Raw genomic sequence first — 16,696 nt, 5'->3', positions numbered from 1 at the left:
GCAGCGCAAATGGGCGCTTATCGCCGATAAGTCAACTGCCGCACACATCAGGGGGCGTATCGCGTCGCCGCCTCGGGCAGGCCGTCGGGCAGTCCGATGGCCTCACGCCACTCCTCGGGATGCAGCCGCGCCATCTCCAGATCCAGCCAGGCCAGCGGCTTCAGCGTCCCGTCCTCGTCCCAGAACCGCTCCGCCCACGGCTGTCCCGTCTCGACCGCCCGCGCCCGGTCCCGCGCCGTCGCGTCCGGCCCCAGATGCGTCGCCCGCCAGTGATACAGCCACGGAATATGCCAGTGCGGCGCGCGGGTCAGCCGCTCGTCCCGCATCGCCGCCGCCAGACATTCCGCCAGCGCCCGCGCCTCCTCCAGCTGGGCGGAAAAGGCGTCGCGCCGCGCCTGGATATGCCGGTCCCAGCCTTCCGCCGGCTCGATCGGCCCCGCCTGCGCCGGATCGGGCCGTTTCCACCCCTCCGCCTCGCGCCGCTTCCACAGGGCATGGACCCCCACGTCATAGCGCGCGGCGACCGAGCGCGCGGTCTCGCCGTCCTCCCACGCCTTGCGGACCTCGGCCCAGACGGCGTCCGGCCGGATCTTGCGATGTATGCCCTGGCTCATAGGGAAGGGGTCGTCGCACGCCCCTGCGTCATCATCGGACGCAAGCCTCGCCGCGCGCGGATTTAGGATGGCTGGCGCACCTAACCTGACATGTCGCGATGTGGAAAATCAGGTCTCTAGCCTCGAAAATTGCCCGTCTTCCGGCCTGAGGTAGAGACCGTCCCATACTGTCCGCATGGAAAAACGCCGCTACAAGATCAAACCGCCCGAGGTCTGGACCCAGGTCCGACAGGACTATCTGTCCGGCCTCGACGCCAGGACCACAGCCGCCCGACACGGCGTCACCGAGGCCGCCCTGCGCGCCCGCGCCACCAAGGAGGGCTGGTCGCGCCACCCGCGCACCGACACGCCGCCGCCCGCGCCGCAGCCGCTGTCGGCTCAGGACGCCGCCGACCTGTCGCCCGACGACCCCAACGATCCCTCAGCCTTGGCGCGCGCCGCCGCCCAGGCCTCGGGCCGCGCCCTCCACGCCCAGGACTTCGCCCAGGCCCGCGCCCTGGCGGCCTTGGCCGAGACCTATCGCAAACTGGCCGACCGCGACGGCCCCGGCCGCGCCTCGCGCCTGACGCTCAAGACCGCCCCCCTACAACTGGTCTTCGACATCCTGACCAACTTCGGAGAGGCCGAGAACCGCTTCGCCATGAACACCAGCGACAAGAGCGACTGGGAGCTGCGCGGCCAATACTGGCAGGCGAAGCAGAAGCTGGAGCGCGCCAACACCGAATGGGGTCACGCCCAACTGGCCCGCCGCGTCCAGCTGGACCGCCGCATCGCCGCCCTTGAGGACCAACTGCGCGAAGCCGGGCTCGACCCCGTCATCGAACGCGAACAGGACCGCCGCATTTCCAAAGGGATCGACCTCTACCTCGGCACCTGGCGCGGGATCGTCACGATGGAGGAGTGGGAGAAGACGCTGGATGAACTCTAACCCGCCCTTCTCCCCTTGCGGGAGAAGGGATCAGAAGGGCCATAAAGGCCCAGGCCCTCATCCACTCCGCCGTGGACACCGATCCGGTCGGCGACGCGGAGAGAGCGTTATCGTGGCCTATGACCAACAGACTAGGATCATCCGCCTAAGCCAACTCAGTTAGAAGTTCGTTTGGCATTGTAACTGCTGCAAGGCGAAATACTCAGCCGGTGTCGCGTCGGAGGCTAACTACTTAAAGCACGGACAGAGAGTCCAAAAATTGACCCAAACTCGTAGGACTCCCCACAAATTCCTTAACACGTTTGGATTTAACAAGGTCGCATACTTCACCGTAGCCCTCGTATGTCTTGCGAAGACCACCGAAATCGATCTTTTTCAGATATCGCGAAAGCCGGGCCTCGCCCGTGTGGACGTGATCGAGATCAGCAGCAAGAATTAGAAGCCAAGACTCGATAGAATGTATGCAAATCGCAAAACAGATGCGATGGCTATTTTCGTCATAAACGTCTTTGCCAATGCGGCTTGCTAAAAGATTCTTAGCATCAGAAATTAAAACAGAGACACTTTTAGCTATGCCTCCATCGCTGAGCCCTAGTCCATATCCCTTATCGTCTCCCAAATCAGTGTCGATCTGAACGATTAAGTAGTTATTATATTCAAGCGCTTCGGCGGCCCGCAATTCGCATGCTTCTAGAACTAAAGCCCATCCGCCGTGAGGAGCTGAGTACGCATCAGTTGCATCTCTTTCCGGTTGAATTGGAACAAACTCTATATCGTCATCGAATTTTGAAGCACAAATATCATCAATCAGCCTCTCAAGCACAACCTGATCGGTAATACCTTCGGTTATTAGTGCAAAAGTAGTCATCAGAATCTATTCGGAAGTCCACCGAGGACGCCGGAAATAAACATTTCTGATAGCTTGTGTCGTGTGGGCATGCTTGGTTTATGATCTATGCGCCGAACTTGTGTTTCTCCCTTACGATTTCTACTGACTACGAACAGCCGTTGTTCGTCATCGCTGAGATCTATACCATCGAGAACGGCGGGATTGTGTGTTGTTAGCAAAACCTGCTTGCCGTTCTCGACTGCAAGTTTTGGCATAATGCTCATCAATTTTTTGCAGAGTTTTGGGTTAAGTGAGGCGTCGATGTTATCGATTGCAAAAAACTTTGGCGTCAATGTGCTAACCATTAACGCCAAATAAAAAGTAACAAATAGAAAGCCCTCGTTAGCGCTTCTCTGGTCAAACGTATTTTTTTCTGCGTCTAAATACCTATCCACTATGTTAATACGTGCTCGGGGTCCAGTTCCTGTTACAGATAAACCATCAAACCAACTCAAAAGCTTAAGCGCAGAAGTTACTTCATCGATCTCACGCTTGTTTCGTGATTTATACATGACTGACAATAACTTAAGTAAACCCTCTCCGTTAACTCCGAGGGGTTGAACTTGTCCTTCCCTCTCAAAGGTTCTAAGGGAAGAGTTTTCGGGAGAATAAATAACAAATCCTGCTATGACCGAGTCAAAAGTCGGAATATATTTCGACTCCATTTCTACGTTGACGGTGATCTCCCGGGGTTTACCTTTAGATTTATTTTTTTGCTCATTATGATTTTTAAGAGCGACGCCAAGGGCGGCGGCGAGCTTCTCCAAAACTTCTCGACGCTGTTCATCATCTGGAAGACTCTCAAGCAATTTGGACAATCCAGGTCCAGCTTCACTTAATCTAGACGTGATGCCGCGTTCTTGCTCCCATTCAGAGTAAACCTTGTTATCGTTGGTAAGTCGATAGTTGTATTCAGAGTCCCCATCTAGGCTAACAGTCAAAGATACCGGAAGTTCTGAATCGGAAGCGTTGAAACCGGAACGCATTAACCTTGGGTTAGTTACTCGAATGCCGCGTGAAGTTAGAAACTCGTTATCGAGTTTGTTGCCTTCAGCAGCCGCGGCTAGCGCAATCGCCTCCAAGACGTTGCTCTTACCGGATCCATTTTCGCCGATAAACACGTTTACACGGCCAAGATTCAACTCCAACCGCTTGATCGACTTATAATTTTCGATTTTGAATTTTCGTATCACGAGATGCCTGTGGGCTTAGGTTCAGGGCAATATAGGAGACGCGCGCCGCAGTTGCGACAGTTAAGCTCCCCTGCTTAGCGGGCACTTAAGGAAGGCAGGCTGCCCCCCTTAAAGCCGCCCCTTCCTAAACCGCTCCTGCGCTTCCGCCGCCGCGTCCGCCCGCCACCGCTTCGGCGCGGACTTGTCCACCTCTTCCCCCGCGCCGGTCAGGGCTTCGTTGGCGAACTCCAGGTCCATCAGCTTCATGCGCTTGATCTCGTCGCGCAGGCGGCCGGCCTCTTCGAACTCCAGGTTGGAGGCGGCCTCGCGCATGCGGCCTTCCAGGTCGCGCAGGGCGGCCTGGAAGTTGGAGCCGACGAAGGGTTTGGAGGCCTCGGCCACGCCAGGCCGGGTGATCCGGTCCATCTCGCGCGACTCATAGGGGCTGGCCATGATCTCCTTGATGTCACGCTTGACGCTCTCGGGGGTGATGCCGTGTTCGGTGTTGTAGGCGACCTGGCGTTCGCGGCGGCGGTCGGTCTCGGCGATGGCGCGTTCCATGCTGCCGGTCATGCGGTCGGCGTACAGGATGACGCGGCCGTCCACGTTGCGCGCGGCGCGGCCGATGGTCTGGATCAATGAGGTCTCGGAGCGCAGGAAGCCCTCCTTGTCCGCGTCCAGGATGGCGACCAGGCCGCACTCGGGGATGTCCAGCCCCTCGCGCAGCAGGTTGATGCCGATCAGGCAGTCGAACGATCCCAGACGCAGGTCGCGCAGGATCTCGATCCGCTCCAGCGTGTCCACGTCGGAGTGCATGTAGCGGACGCGCACCCCCTGTTCGTGCATGTATTCGGTCAGGTCCTCGGCCATCTTCTTGGTCAGGGTGGTGACCAGGCTGCGATAGCCCTTGGCCGTCGTCGCCTTAACCTCGTCGATGACGTCGTCGACCTGGTTGCGGGTCTTGCCGGAGACGGGGCGGATCTCGACCGGCGGGTCGATCAGGCCGGTGGGGCGGATGACCTGTTCGACGAAGACGCCGCCCGCCTGGTCCATCTCCCACGGGCCGGGGGTGGCTGACACGTGGACCGTCTGGGGGCGCATGGCCTCCCATTCCTCGAACTTCAGCGGGCGGTTGTCGATGCAGGAGGGCAGGCGGAAGCCGTATTCCGCCAGCGTCGATTTGCGGCGGTAGTCGCCGCGGAACATGCCGTTGATCTGGCCGATGGTGACGTGGCTCTCGTCCACGAACAGCAGGGCGTTGTCGGGGATGTATTCGAAGAAGGTCGGCGGCGGCTCGCCGGGCGCGCGGCCGGTCAGCCAGCGGCTGTAGTTTTCGATGCCGGCGCAGCTGCCGGTGGCCTCCATCATCTCCAGGTCGAAACGGGTGCGCTGCTCCAGGCGTTGCGCCTCCAGCAGTTTGCCGTTCTCGATCATCCAGTCCAGCGTCTCCTTCAGCTCGGCCTTGATGCCGGCGGCGGCCTGGTTCAGCGTCGGGCGCGGGGTCACATAGTGGCTGGCGGCGTAGACGGTGATCTCGGCCAGGTCGGCGGTCTTCTTGCCGGTCAGGGGGTCGAACTCGGCGATGGACTCGATCTCGTCGCCGAACAGGGAGACGCGCCAGGCCCGGTCCTCCTGGTGGACCGGGAAGATCTCGATGGTGTCGCCGCGCTTTCTGAACATGCCCCGGTCGAAGGTCAGGTCGTTGCGCTTGTACTGCAGCGCGATCAGATCGGCCCGTAGCTTCGACTCGTCGATCTGGTCCCCCACCTTCAGCGTGAAGGTCATGGCCGTATAGGTCTCGACCGAGCCGATGCCGTAGATGCAAGACACCGACGCCACGACGATGACATCTTCCCGTTCTAGTATCGCCCGAGTAGCCGAGTGCCGCATCCGGTCGATCTGCTCATTGATCGACGAATCCTTCTCAATGTAGGTGTCGGTTCTCGGAACGTAAGCTTCCGGCTGATAGTAGTCATAGTAGCTTACAAAGTATTCGACGGCGTTGTCCGGGAAGAAACTCTTGAACTCGGAATAGAGCTGGGCCGCCAGCGTCTTGTTTGGGGCCAGGATCAGGGCAGGGCGCTGGGTCTGTTCGATGACCTTGGCCATGGTGAAGGTCTTGCCCGAGCCGGTGACGCCCAGCAGCACCTGATCGCGGTCGCCAGCCTCGGCCTGAGCCACCAGCTCGGCGATGGCGGCGGGCTGGTCGCCGGCGGGGGTGTATTTCGTCTCCAGCCGGAAGCGCCCGCCTTTTTTCTTGCCCTCGTGCGAGGGGCGGTGCGGCACCCACTCGGCCGGCGCCGCGATAGGCTCCTCCGGCGTCAGGCGCGGGCCGGTGACGGGGGCGAACATCGGCATGGCCTTGGCAGGCTTGCCGGTGTCCCGCACGAACTGCCCCGACGCCTCCTGCACCCCCGGATTGGGCACGTGAACGGGCTTGGCCGGCTTGGCGGCGGCGGGCTTCGGCGTCGAAGAACGGTTCATGAACAGAACTTAGTGCGTGCGGATGGGTCACGCCATAGCGCGCCTGTGCGCGGAGGGTTGCCGCACGGGCCTGCGTCTTCAGCGACCGGCCGCCGCGCGCTCCTGATTGAGGGCGAACAGGTGTTCCAGCACGGCGTCGTCGGTCAGGTCGGCGGGCCAGCCGTAGGCGGCCGCGACGGCGGCGTCGAGGCGGCGGTGGGCCATGGCCAGCCATTCCGGCCGCTGGTTGTAGAGGTTGGTCAGGGTGCGGGTCTTCAACACCTTCGCGGCTTCGTCACTCACCGGCAGGATGCGGTCGGGATAGCCGGGCACGACCTCGGGCTCGATCCGCACCAGATCGGCGGGGTTCAGCCAGGCCTCGCGCTTGGCGTTCAGATCGCGGGCGGCCTCGGCGATGGCGACGGCGCGCGGGTCGTCGGCATAGTCGGCGGCGGGGATATTCGGGGTCAGGCCTTCGGGGAAGGGGAAGGTCTCGAAGGTGGTGGAAGGGGTGTAGCGGGGATCGTTGCCGACGCCGAGCCACGTGCCCATGCGCAGGGACCAGAGCTCGTGGAAGCGGGAATGGAGGATGCCGAAGGTGGTGTCGTCATCGCGTGCGATTGCAATGACCTGCTGGTCAGCGAGTATCTCTGCAAAAAACCAAGTGAACAGACGAAATTTGGCCACCGATGGCGTCGCAACATATCGCCTGAGCCCCGTTAGTGCGTCTCGCATCCCCGGTGCGGCTTCCGAATGCAGCCACCACCGTGTCCGACGGTGTTCACGCCGGTTCTTTTCTCGAACGGGCTTAACCAATTTAAGAATATGGCCGAAGGGCAACTCATAGAGCGCAGCGTCGGCTTCCTCACCAGCAACTCCATAGTCTATGACCCATTCGTCGGAAGATCGCTGAACCAGATCAGCCCCTGTAGCTCGTGGATGCAACACGTCGGAGTTGGGCCGGTCGTTGGGATTCTTCGGCGCTAGAAGCCATGCGCGAGCCAAGTCGCCCGGAATATCAAAAGAACCACCCTTTTTTGTGCCGTAGAACGAAAAGCCCTTATTTTCGCCGAGGCGCTTGGCTTTCGAAAGATCGAAACCGGATGAAGTGAGGTCGGCATTAATCGCGACAACTTCAGCCCCGTTGACTCGGCGGCTGACAAACCCCGTTCCGTACCCGAGCATAGAGACCCGAACTGCCGCTCCATCCACTACCCAGGCTTCGTCTGGCCAAGCTTCCCAGATGGCTTTTTCATCGGCAATTGGCTCAAGCACTTTGCGATTTGTGCCGCCCCTAACCGAGTTAGTCGTCACAAAGCCTACTCGCACTGCGTTTTTAGACGCCAGCGCTTGCCAACCCTTTTCGATCCAAAATGTCACAAAGTCGGCGAAGCCAGGCACTCGACCCACGTATCTGCTCCGCAACAGAACTACTTGCTCTTCTCCCATGGCGGAGATCATTTTACTCGCACCAAGGAACGGCGGATTGCCGATGATGGCGTCCACCGCAGGCCATTCCGCCTCGGTTCCGTCGGGGTTCAGCAGGGCGTCGCGGTTCTCGATCTGGTCGAGCTTGGCCAGGATGGGTTTGGGCCAGTTGCGGTAGCCGTTCTTCAGGCTCCATTGCAGGTCGCCGATCCACAGGGTGACGCGGGCCAGTTCGGCGGCGTAGGGCTCGATCTCGATGCCGCGCACGGCGTCCAGGGTCACGCGCGGCCCCGGCGATTGCAGGCCCGTCAGGCGTTCGGCCTCGATCAGGGCCTTGAGCTCCAGATCCTTCAGCGCATGGAGCGCGACATAGAGGAAGTTGCCGGAGCCGCAGGCGGGGTCGAGGACGCGATAGGCGCCGAGCCGTTGCAGGAAGGCCTCCAGTCGATCGCGGGCGCGGTTCAGCGCCAGGGTGCGGTCACGGTCGGCCTGGGTGACGGCCTTGCGGCGCTTGGCTTCGTCGCCCTTGCCTTCGCCAGCTTTCAGGGCGTCGCCGGCCTTGTCGAAGATGGCCTGACGACGCGCCTGGGCGGCGCAGGCGTCGTCGGCGGCTGCGGCGATGTCGGCGCGGGCGGCGGCCCATTCGGCCTCCAGCGGCCAGACGATGACGGGATCGACGATCTTCAGGATCTTGGCGCGGTCGGTGTAGTGGGCGCCCAGGGCGGCGCGCTTGCGGGTGGCCTTCAGCGCCTCTTCGAACATTGTGCCGAAGATGGCGGGGTCGATTTCAGACCAGTCATGCTCGTCGGCGGTGTCGGCGACCAGTTTCAGGTCTGGCGCTTCCAGCAGCAGGGGCTCGGCGCCGTCGAACAGGCCGCCGTTGAACCAGTTGATGACGCCGACGCCGAGGAAGAAGCGGTCGTCTTCTTCCTCGCTGGCCATGGCCTTGAACAGGCTGGCGAGGGCCTTCTGAGCCAGGGCAGGGCGGGTCTGGACGCCCTTGATCGTCTTGGTGAACAGCTTGTCGGGCAGAAGCCGCGCGTCCTCGGCGAACATGCAGAAGACGAGCTGGTTCAGGAAGTGGGCGATGGCGCGCGGATCGTGCAGCGGCCTGTCGTCCTTGGTTCGGCGATCCTGTAGTCGGCGGCCCAGTTCGGCGAAGCGTTCGACGGCCTTGGCCGTCAACTCCTGCGGGCTGACGGTCGGCTTGAGCTTTTCCGAGCCTTCGAAAATCTGACGCAGCAGGTCGCGTTTGGCCGGGTCGCGCAGGTCCTCCAGCGCGAGCTCGTGGACCGCCGTCACGGTGTTGGTGAAATTGGTGCGGACGATGATCCGCGACATGTCTGACGTCACCAGATAGGGCGGATTTTCCAGGTCCGAGACATAGGTCGCCAACTGGCGGAAGGCCTTGTCCAGATCCTTGTGCGGACCCTTGTATTCCCAGGCGAAACAGCCGCGCCGCCAGACATCGGCCCAGCCGTCGTCGCCGCCCGCCTTGGTCGCGCCGCGCTCGAAACAATAGCGGTCGGGGTCGGTCGGCTGAGGCTGATCCAGCAGGGCGCAGAGGTCGAGGAAATGCATCTGCGAGCCCTGCCGCTCGCGCAGGGTCGCGTCGCTCCATTTGGCGATAAAGTCTGCGGCGTTCACGTCTGCTCCCTCGGGCTGTAGCTCCCTTCGCCCGCTTCGAGGTGGGTGGCAAGCTTGACTCCCTCGCACAGTATGTCTCATACACTGTGTATCACACACTATGTGACGCACGGAGATGGCGGGTGAGCCAGAACGATGAGGCGCTTCTGTTCGAGAGCCTGCGGCTGGAGCTGCGGCGGGGGTCGTTGATCCTGGCCGTGCTGGCGAGCCTAAGGCGCGAGCAATATGGCTATTCGCTGCGGGTCGCGCTGGGCGAGGTCGGGGTCGAGATGGAGGAGAGCACCCTCTATCCGCTCCTGCGTCGGCTGGAGAGCCAGGGGCTGCTCGACAGCGAATGGCGCGAGGAGGAGCGGCGCAAGAAGCGGTTTTATCGCCTGTCGCCGCGCGGCGAGGCGATGCTGGCGCGGCTGGCGACCGAATGGCGCGGCCTGTCGGCCTCGCTGGAGAAGATGCTGTGAACACCGGGAAAGAGGGAGAGACGGGCATGGACCTGGTCGAACGTTATCTGAAGACCTTGGCGGCGCAGTTGCCCAAGGACAGTCGCGACGACATCGTCGCCGAGCTGCGCGACGAGATCATGGGGCGGATCGATGCGCTGGAGGCCCGTCTGGGTCGTGCGCCGACCGACGACGAGGTCGAGGCCCTGCTACGCGAGGTCGGCCATCCCCTGACGGTGGCGGCGCGCTATCGCTCCGGGCCCCAGGCGCTGATCGGGCCGGAGCTCTATCCGTGGTGGATGTTCGGGGTGAAGGTCGGGCTGACGGTGATGGCCTGCGTGACCCTGATCGGGCTGGCGGTGCGGGTGCTGGTCGGCGACGTCTATGTGGGCCAGGCGATCGGGCAGGGGATCGCCAGCCTGATCAGCGGCGCGATCACCATCGTCGGCCTTCTGACCCTCGCCGGCTTCGTGCTGGAGCGTCAGGAGAAGAAGCCGGACTTCATCGCCAGATGGCGGGTCAAGGATCTGGGCATGTTCGAACTGGGCGGCGATTTCGACGCCGATCAGTGGGGGCAGAAGCTGGCGCGCGGCGACTGGTCTTCGTCCAAGGCCAAGCCCGAGGCCAAGCCCGGCGCCGAGGTGCGCAAGAGCGCCGAGATGTCGCCGGTCGCCCGCGCGGTGGCCAGCGCTATCGGCTGGGCCGTGGTGCTGCTGTGGTGGACGGGTCTGCTGCAGGTCGCGCCGATCCGGCCAGAGGATCTGGCGGGCGTCGTCGATGGCGTCGATTACGGGCGGATCCTGGGGGAGATGGTGCGTGCCGCCTATTGGCCGGTCGCCCTGTTCGCGGCCTGCCGTGTCGGGTTCGACCTGATGCGGGCGGCATCGGGCGGCAATGTGCGGCTGACGGCGTTAGGCGATCTGGTGTTCGGGATCGCGGCCGCCTGGGGCTTGTTGTGGGTCTGGTTCTGGTCGGCGCTGTCGCCGCTGATCTGGGTCGGGACCGTCACCGACTTCGTGGAGCGGGTGCGGGTGCTGATCGGCCGCTCGGGCGAGGACGTGGGCGGGGTGGCGACGATCCTGATGGTCGTGGTGGTCTGGGCCTTCGCGGCCGAGGTGGTGCGGGTGGTCCGGGCGGCGGCGCGACTGGTCGTCGGTCGCTGAAAAACAGCCCCTTCCGCGACGGGAGGGGCTGAACCTTCGGACGATTTCGCCGTTTGCGCCAAGCGGCGCCGTTCTGGACCGCATCGGGGCTGGGTTATCGCGTGACATTACAACAGGGTTTGGCGTTCGGCCTGGTGGGCCTGACGGTGGCGGCCTTCATCTGGGGCCGCTTCCGTTATGATCTGGTGGCGTTGGCGGCGTTGGTCGCGGGACTGGCCGTCGGCGTGATCCCGGCGGAGGACGCCTTCGCCGGCTTCGCCAACGACGTGACGGTCATCATCGCCTGCGCCCTGATTGTTTCGGCGGCCTTTGCTCGGTCCGGCATCGTCGAGATGGCGCTGAAGCGGGTCTTGCCGCACCTGAAGACTGAACGCAGCCAGGTTCCGGTTCTGACGACGGCGGTGACCCTGCTGTCCATGGTGACCAAGAACGTCGGGGCCTTGGCGATCATGATGCCGGTGGCGCTGCAGGTCTCGCGCAGGACCGGCACGCCGCAGTCGCGGCTGCTGATGCCGATGGCCTTCGGCGCCATGGCGGGCGGCATGGTGACGCTGGTCGGCACCTCGCCCAACATCCTGGTCGCGGAAGTGCGTCAGGACATCGTCGGCCAGCCGTTCCAGATGTTCGACTATGCGCCGGTCGGTCTGGCGCTGACGGCGGCGGCGCTGGTGTTTCTGGCGTTCGGCTATCGACTGCTGCCCAAGGATCGAACGGGCACGCTGGGACTGTCGGCCGCCTTGTCGGCCAACGCCTATCTGACCGAGGCGCGCGTGCCTGACGGTTGGACGCTCGATCGCACCACCATCACCGCCCTATCGGCCATGGCACCCGATGCGATCAAGGTGATGGCCCTGATCCGCAACGGAAAGCGACGTACGCGGCCTCGCGGGAACACCCAGGTCCAGGCCGGCGACACCCTGCTGCTGAAGGGGGACCATGAAGCGTTGGAGGGTTTCATAGACGCGACGAAGCTGAAGCTGGTGCGCGGGGACCGGCCCGTCCTGCTGGAACAGGCCAAGGACGAGGTGCATCTGGTCGAGGCGGTGGTGGGCGCAGACTCGCCGCTGACGGGGCAGTCTGTGCGGCAACTGGACCTCTATGGCCAACATGGGCTCAATCTGTTGGGCGTGTCGCGTAGCGGTTATGAACTGACCCAGCATCTGCGGACGGCCAAGCTGCAGGCCGGCGATGTGCTCCTGTTGCAGGGGTCAGAGGCGGCTTTGCCCAAGGTGCTGGCCGAATTGCAGTTGCTGCCTCTGGCCGAGCGCGAAGTGCGTCTGGGAGGGACGCGGCGGAAATATCTGCCGGCGGTGGTGCTGGCGGCGGCGATGGTGATGGTGGGGTTCGGCATCCTTCCTGTGGCCATCGCCTTCTTCGGCGCGGCGGTCGTGATCGTGGCCCTGGGCGGCTTGCGGATGCGGGATGCCTATGCGGCGTTGGACGGGCCGTTGCTGGTCCTGATCGCGGCGCTGATCCCCGTGTCCGACGCCATTCAGCAGACCGGCGGGGCCGACTTGATCGCCGGTGCCCTGAAGGGTGTGTTTGAGGGCATTCCGCCAGTGGTCGCCGTGGCGGGGATGATGGCCGTGTCGATGGCGGTGACGCCCTTCCTGAACAACGCCGCCACGGTTCTGGTCGTGGCGCCCATCGCCGGTGTTCTGGCCCAGCAGCTGGGCCATCGACCCGACCCCTTCCTGATGGCGGTTGCGGTGGGGGCCGCGTGCGATTTCCTGACCCCCATCGGACACCAGTGCAACACCATGGTCATGGGGCCGGGCGGCTACAAATTCTCGGACTATCCGAAGCTGGGCGCGCCATTGAGCCTGTTGGTGCTGGTCATCGGCCCGCCGATGATCCTGCTGTTCTGGCCGATGTGATGATCGCCTCTTGACGGCATGTAACCTATAGGTGATATGTCACCTCAAGGTTACTTCAGGAGGATGTCATGAGCAATGACGAAAGCGGCTACGCCGGGGCTGTGGTTCAGCAGATGAAGACGGAACGCGGCAGATGCTGGTGGAGCGGGATCGTCATGGTGTTCGTCGGCGCCGTCGCGCTAGCCGGCGGAACGGGCTTCGCGATCCTTTTCGGAACGGAGGGGGATCAGGCGACGGCGGCCGGCGTGGTCGCGGGGATGGGCTTTGCTGTGGTCCTTATTGGGTCGATCTTGGCCTGGTTTGGGCGGCCAGGCCGACCGATCGATATGGCGACGAGCGGCGAGGGCGCCCAGCGCGACAAGCTTCAACGCGCGCGGACCCAACAGCTGGTGATCTACCCCGCCGTGCTGCTGCTGTTCATGGCCCAGGCCCACAGCGCCATGCAGCGTGTCTTGGGCGGGGACCATAACCTCGGCGCCTACGTCCAGATCCTGCTGCCGGTCCTGTACGGCTGGCTGATCCCCGTGCTGGTCATGGGGTGGGACTGGCATGCGCAGAAGAACCGCCGCCTGCTGGAGGATGAACTGACCCAGGTGATGCGGGCGCGGTCGATGATCCTGGCCTTCGTCGTGTTGATGAGCGGCGTGACCGTGGCCCTGGGTCTGGGACTGTGGCGAGCGGACTATGGCGTAATGGCCTTGCCCTATGTGCTGGCGCTGGGCGGTGCATCAGCGGGCCTGCGGTTCGCTTGGCTGGACCGCGAGGCCGGCCGCGATGGGTGATCCGCGACTGGGGTCACGGCTCAAGGAACTGCGCACCGCCGCGGGCCTGACCCAACAGGGGCTGGCCGACAAGGCGAGCGTCTCGCGCAAGACCATCAATACGGTCGAGAACGGCGTCTTCGTGCCCTCCACCGTTCTGGCGCTGGAACTGGCGCGGGCGCTGGAGACGACGGTGGAGGCGCTGTTCTTCCTCAAGGACTGATCCGATCCATGTCCGAAAACCGCGAGACATGCCGAGGCGGCGGGGGCATCCTGTCCTCATGGAACAGCCCCTGGATCAGGACGCCTGCTGGCGCGCCGTCGTGGCGCGGGACGCCCGCTTCGACGGGCGTTTCTTCACCGGCGTGACCTCGACCGGGATCTATTGCCGGCCGGTCTGTCCGGCGCGGACGCCGAAGCGGGAAAATGTGGTCTTTCATCCGACAGCGGCGGCGGCCGAGGAAGCGGGGCTTCGGGCCTGCCTGCGCTGCCGGCCCGAGACCGCGCCCGAGATGGGCGCTTGGCTGGGCACGTCGAACACCGTCAGCCGCGCTCTGGCCATGATCGAGGCGGGCGCGCTGGATAGGGGCGATGCGGAGGCGCTGGCGACTCGGCTGGGCATGGGCGAGCGGCAACTGCGCCGCCTGTTCCGCCAGCACCTGGGCGCCGCCCCCGTCAGCGTGGCCCAGACGCGGCGCGTGCTGCTGGCCAAACAGCTGATCCACGAAAGCGACCTGTCGATGGCCGAGGTGGCGATGGCCTCCGGCTTCGGCAGCGTGCGACGGTTCAATGAGACATTCCAGGCCCTCTACGGCCGCGCGCCGTCGGACCTGCGCCGGCGCAAGGTCGAAGGCGAACCGGGCGGGGTGATCAAGATCAACCTGTCCTACCGGCCCCCCTATGACTGGGCCGCCATGATGACAACGCTGGCGATGCGCGGCGTCGCGGACGAGGCGGTGGTCGATGGCGTGTGGACCCGGCGGCTGCGCGTCGACGTGGATGGCACGGACGGGTCTGTGACGGTGCGCCCCGCCGCTATCGGCAAGGCGGCGGTCGAGGCGCGGGTCGGCGAGCTGAAGGCCTTGCCCGGCGTTCTGGCGCGGGTGCGGCGGGTGTTCGACCTCGCCGCCGATCCCGAGGCGATCACGCGCGACCTGTCGGCCGATCCCGTCCTGCGGGCGGCCGTCGAGACCCGGCCGGGATTGCGGCCTGCGGGCGACTGGATCGACGCGGGCGAGGATGCGCCCAGCGACAGGCTGGCGACGACGAATGTCGGACTGCTGGCGCGCGCGGAGCTATGGCGGCCGTGGCGGGCTTACGGCTCCCTGTACTGGACCCTGATCGAGGAACGGCGAGATGACCAAGCAGCCTGAGATGCATCTGACCCTGGATCGAATCCCGTCGCCCGTGGGCGAGGTGCTGGTCGTCACCGATGCGGACGGGGCAGTGCGGGCGCTGGATTTCCACGACTATGAGGCGCGGCTACGGCTGCTGCTGCGTCGTCACTATGGCGAGGTCGTGCTGACCGAAGAGCGTGCGCCTCAGCCGGTGCGTCAGGCCGTCGAGGCCTGGTTCGGCGGAGACCTGACCGCCTTCGACACGGTCGAGGTAAAGACCGGCGGCACGGATTTTCAACGCGCCGTCTGGCGGGCCCTGCGCGACATTCCCGCCGGCCAGACGCGCAGCTACGGCCAGCTGGCGACCGCGATCGGCGCGCCCAAGGCGGTGCGGGCGGTCGGTCTGGCCAATGGCGCGAACCCGGTCGGGGTCATCGTGCCCTGCCACCGCGTGATCGGGGCGAACGGGACGCTGACCGGCTATGCCGGCGGGCTGGAGCGCAAGCGCTGGCTGCTGGCGCACGAAGCCGCCGGCCGATTGCTCTAGCGCCGCGTGAACCGCTCGGGCGGCAAGGCGGCGTGGGTGAAGCGGGCCTGGCGCACTGCACCCTTGAAATAGTTCACGCGGTTCATGCGACAGCCAACCGAGGCGCGACCCGGTCCCTGGGGCTTGAACGGCACGGCATGTTCGCCCTGCAGCACGCCGTCGACATAGGCCCGGTACATGACGCCGTCGAAGGTCTGGGCGACGTGGAACCATTGGCCGCAAGGGTATAGGCGTTCGGGGAAGATCAGGGTGTGGTTATAGCCGGGGCCGCGCGTGAAGGCGTCCAGGTACCAGCGGTCCTGAACCACGCGAATCTCGAACAGGAAGCGCGTCTGAGACGGGGGCTGGCCGGCGGGCGCCTCCTCGGCGAGATGGAACCAGCGCTGCTCGAAGGCGCCCCCGTCTGGCCGAAACAGGGCTTCGAAGGTAAAGGTCTCGGCCCCGGCCAGCGGGTGATCCTCGATGAACAGGGCGTCGTCCACGCCGTCGAACAGCACGGCCCGGCCATAGGGACTGTCGATCAGGACGGGCGCGCCTTCGACGCTGGTCGCGACCCCGCCGATGTCTGCCAACCGATCAAAGGTCCACACCGTCTGGCGCGGCGCCGCAGCCCCCATCGTCGCACATCCCGGCAGAATCGCGCCCGCGACGCCCGATGCGCCCAAGGCCATCAGGCGGCGGCGGTCGAGGGGCAGGGCGTCAGGCATGGTTCGGTCTCTCAGCGGTTTTGTCGCGCGACACTATGGGAATGATCGCGCGAGGCAACGGCCGGGGCTCCGGTTCGTTATCGGCATCCCTACAGACTGGAGTATCGACGATGAAACTTTCCAATGGCGCGCTGGTGGCGGTGGTCGACGGCGAAAAGCTGGCCCTGTTCAAGAACACGAACGCCTCGGAGATCAAGCTGACGCCGCTGGAAAATCCCCCCATCGCGGATCGCGTTTCCGGCTCGGCCGGCCGACGTTCGAATGAGGCCAATCCCGACAACGACACCCAGGCCGAAGACGGCTTCGCCATGGGCGTCGCAGAGGTGCTGAACAAATGGTCGGTCACCAACAAGATCGACGAACTGCTGGTGATTGCCGCGCCCAAGACCTTGGGCGAACTGCGCAAGCACTGGCACAAGGACCTTCAGGCCAAGCTGGTCGGCGAAATCGCCAAGGACCTGACGGGGCACTCCAGCGATCAGATCGCTGCGGCGATCGACAAGGCGTGACCTAAATCTGTCGGTCGCTGCATTTCGGATGCGCGATCGACCTGTCGCCGACGTTTGAAAGGGCCGCATATCGCCGCAGTGCGATATGCGGCTCTTCTGTTTCAGCGGGTGAGTCCACAGCGATGAAATCGCGAAATAATCTCAGCACTCACGACGTGCTGGCGATCATCCGTCGCGTTAGTCCTTGTGGTCAAAATGCGACAGCATTGCCACAAAG

Annotated in this window: 15 protein-coding genes; 9 read left to right on the top strand and 6 right to left on the bottom strand. The window is 64.0% G+C overall.

Annotated elements, in window-relative coordinates:
• Positions 1-47 precede the first annotated feature (47 nt).
• Positions 48-614, bottom strand: a complete 567-nt coding sequence (locus ACK4MH_RS01465) for a hypothetical protein (protein WP_409713665.1) — start codon at positions 612-614, stop codon at positions 48-50.
• Between the two features lie 175 nt (positions 615-789).
• Between ACK4MH_RS01465 and ACK4MH_RS01460 the strand changes: the two genes are divergently transcribed.
• Positions 790-1,542: a hypothetical protein gene (locus tag ACK4MH_RS01460; RefSeq protein ID WP_409713662.1), complete on the top strand. Its 753-nt coding sequence runs from the start codon at positions 790-792 to the stop codon at positions 1,540-1,542.
• Between the two features lie 232 nt (positions 1,543-1,774).
• Here the strand turns inward: ACK4MH_RS01460 and ACK4MH_RS01455 are convergent, their stop codons facing one another.
• The 4 genes from ACK4MH_RS01455 to ACK4MH_RS01440 all read right to left on the bottom strand — a co-directional run bounded on the left by ACK4MH_RS01455 (position 1,775) and on the right by ACK4MH_RS01440 (position 9,141).
• Entirely contained in the window at positions 1,775-2,410 is a 636-nt protein-coding gene (locus tag ACK4MH_RS01455) for a hypothetical protein (RefSeq protein ID WP_409713660.1), read from the bottom strand.
• Entirely contained in the window at positions 2,410-3,624 is a 1,215-nt protein-coding gene (locus tag ACK4MH_RS01450) for an AAA family ATPase (protein ID WP_409713657.1), read from the bottom strand. The genes ACK4MH_RS01455 and ACK4MH_RS01450 overlap by 1 nt, the downstream gene beginning before the upstream one ends.
• Before the next feature lie 108 nt (positions 3,625-3,732).
• Entirely contained in the window at positions 3,733-6,087 is a 2,355-nt protein-coding gene (uvrB, locus tag ACK4MH_RS01445; protein WP_409713654.1) for an excinuclease ABC subunit UvrB, read from the bottom strand.
• 78 nt (positions 6,088-6,165) lie between these two features.
• Positions 6,166-9,141 carry a class I SAM-dependent DNA methyltransferase gene (locus ACK4MH_RS01440; RefSeq protein ID WP_409713651.1) on the bottom strand — a complete coding sequence of 992 codons (2,976 nt, stop codon included), beginning with the start codon at positions 9,139-9,141 and terminating at the stop codon, positions 6,166-6,168.
• Positions 9,142-9,263: 122 nt separating this feature from the next.
• Between ACK4MH_RS01440 and ACK4MH_RS01435 the strand changes: the two genes are divergently transcribed.
• From ACK4MH_RS01435 to ACK4MH_RS01405, 7 genes are all read left to right on the top strand, one after another.
• Complete coding sequence (locus tag ACK4MH_RS01435) at positions 9,264-9,599, top strand: PadR family transcriptional regulator (RefSeq protein WP_135194868.1); 336 nt, start codon at positions 9,264-9,266, stop codon at positions 9,597-9,599.
• Between the two features lie 26 nt (positions 9,600-9,625).
• Positions 9,626-10,741: an HAAS signaling domain-containing protein gene (locus ACK4MH_RS01430; protein ID WP_409713648.1), complete on the top strand. Its 1,116-nt coding sequence runs from the start codon at positions 9,626-9,628 to the stop codon at positions 10,739-10,741.
• A gap of 101 nt (positions 10,742-10,842) precedes the next feature.
• On the top strand, positions 10,843-12,618 hold the full coding sequence (locus tag ACK4MH_RS01425; RefSeq protein WP_409713645.1) for an SLC13 family permease: 1,776 nt from the start codon (positions 10,843-10,845) through the stop codon (positions 12,616-12,618).
• 68 nt (positions 12,619-12,686) lie between these two features.
• Positions 12,687-13,400 carry a hypothetical protein gene (locus tag ACK4MH_RS01420; protein WP_409713642.1) on the top strand — a complete coding sequence of 238 codons (714 nt, stop codon included), beginning with the start codon at positions 12,687-12,689 and terminating at the stop codon, positions 13,398-13,400.
• Positions 13,393-13,602 carry a helix-turn-helix transcriptional regulator gene (locus ACK4MH_RS01415; RefSeq protein WP_409713639.1) on the top strand — a complete coding sequence of 70 codons (210 nt, stop codon included), beginning with the start codon at positions 13,393-13,395 and terminating at the stop codon, positions 13,600-13,602. Before ACK4MH_RS01420 ends, ACK4MH_RS01415 begins: the two co-directional genes overlap by 8 nt.
• Before the next feature lie 58 nt (positions 13,603-13,660).
• On the top strand, positions 13,661-14,752 hold the full coding sequence (locus ACK4MH_RS01410) for a bifunctional transcriptional activator/DNA repair enzyme AdaA (RefSeq protein WP_409713636.1): 1,092 nt from the start codon (positions 13,661-13,663) through the stop codon (positions 14,750-14,752).
• Positions 14,736-15,263: a methylated-DNA--[protein]-cysteine S-methyltransferase gene (locus tag ACK4MH_RS01405; RefSeq protein ID WP_409713633.1), complete on the top strand. Its 528-nt coding sequence runs from the start codon at positions 14,736-14,738 to the stop codon at positions 15,261-15,263. The genes ACK4MH_RS01410 and ACK4MH_RS01405 overlap by 17 nt, the downstream gene beginning before the upstream one ends.
• Here the strand turns inward: ACK4MH_RS01405 and ACK4MH_RS01400 are convergent.
• Positions 15,260-15,970 (bottom strand): LamG-like jellyroll fold domain-containing protein, encoded by a 711-nt coding sequence (locus tag ACK4MH_RS01400; RefSeq protein WP_409713630.1) that lies wholly within the window; start codon positions 15,968-15,970, stop codon positions 15,260-15,262. The two genes, ACK4MH_RS01405 and ACK4MH_RS01400, sit on opposite strands and share 4 nt — an antisense overlap.
• A 110-nt stretch (positions 15,971-16,080) precedes the next feature.
• On the opposite strand from ACK4MH_RS01400, the gene ACK4MH_RS01395 reads away from it, so the two are divergent.
• Positions 16,081-16,479: a host attachment family protein gene (locus tag ACK4MH_RS01395; protein WP_135194872.1), complete on the top strand. Its 399-nt coding sequence runs from the start codon at positions 16,081-16,083 to the stop codon at positions 16,477-16,479.
• Positions 16,480-16,696: the final 217 nt, after the last annotated feature.

It is taken from the genome of Brevundimonas sp. (assembly GCF_046295075.1).
GTDB lineage: Bacteria > Pseudomonadota > Alphaproteobacteria > Caulobacterales > Caulobacteraceae > Brevundimonas.
The sequence above is the reverse complement of the archived record's forward strand: the minus strand, read 5'-3'. Positions and strand labels throughout refer to the sequence as shown.

Coding starts and splice junctions, on each gene's coding strand:
- ACK4MH_RS01465 (WP_409713665.1), bottom strand. CDS start 614: ATGAGCCAGGGCATACATCGCAAGATCCGGCCGGACGCCGTCTGGGCC.
- ACK4MH_RS01460 (WP_409713662.1), top strand. CDS start 790: ATGGAAAAACGCCGCTACAAGATCAAACCGCCCGAGGTCTGGACCCAG.
- ACK4MH_RS01455 (WP_409713660.1), bottom strand. CDS start 2,410: ATGACTACTTTTGCACTAATAACCGAAGGTATTACCGATCAGGTTGTG.
- uvrB (WP_409713654.1), bottom strand. CDS start 6,087: ATGAACCGTTCTTCGACGCCGAAGCCCGCCGCCGCCAAGCCGGCCAAG.
- ACK4MH_RS01430 (WP_409713648.1), top strand. CDS start 9,626: ATGGACCTGGTCGAACGTTATCTGAAGACCTTGGCGGCGCAGTTGCCC.
- ACK4MH_RS01420 (WP_409713642.1), top strand. CDS start 12,687: ATGAGCAATGACGAAAGCGGCTACGCCGGGGCTGTGGTTCAGCAGATG.
- ACK4MH_RS01415 (WP_409713639.1), top strand. CDS start 13,393: ATGGGTGATCCGCGACTGGGGTCACGGCTCAAGGAACTGCGCACCGCC.
- ACK4MH_RS01410 (WP_409713636.1), top strand. CDS start 13,661: ATGGAACAGCCCCTGGATCAGGACGCCTGCTGGCGCGCCGTCGTGGCG.
- ACK4MH_RS01405 (WP_409713633.1), top strand. CDS start 14,736: ATGACCAAGCAGCCTGAGATGCATCTGACCCTGGATCGAATCCCGTCG.
- ACK4MH_RS01400 (WP_409713630.1), bottom strand. CDS start 15,970: ATGCCTGACGCCCTGCCCCTCGACCGCCGCCGCCTGATGGCCTTGGGC.
- ACK4MH_RS01395 (WP_135194872.1), top strand. CDS start 16,081: ATGAAACTTTCCAATGGCGCGCTGGTGGCGGTGGTCGACGGCGAAAAG.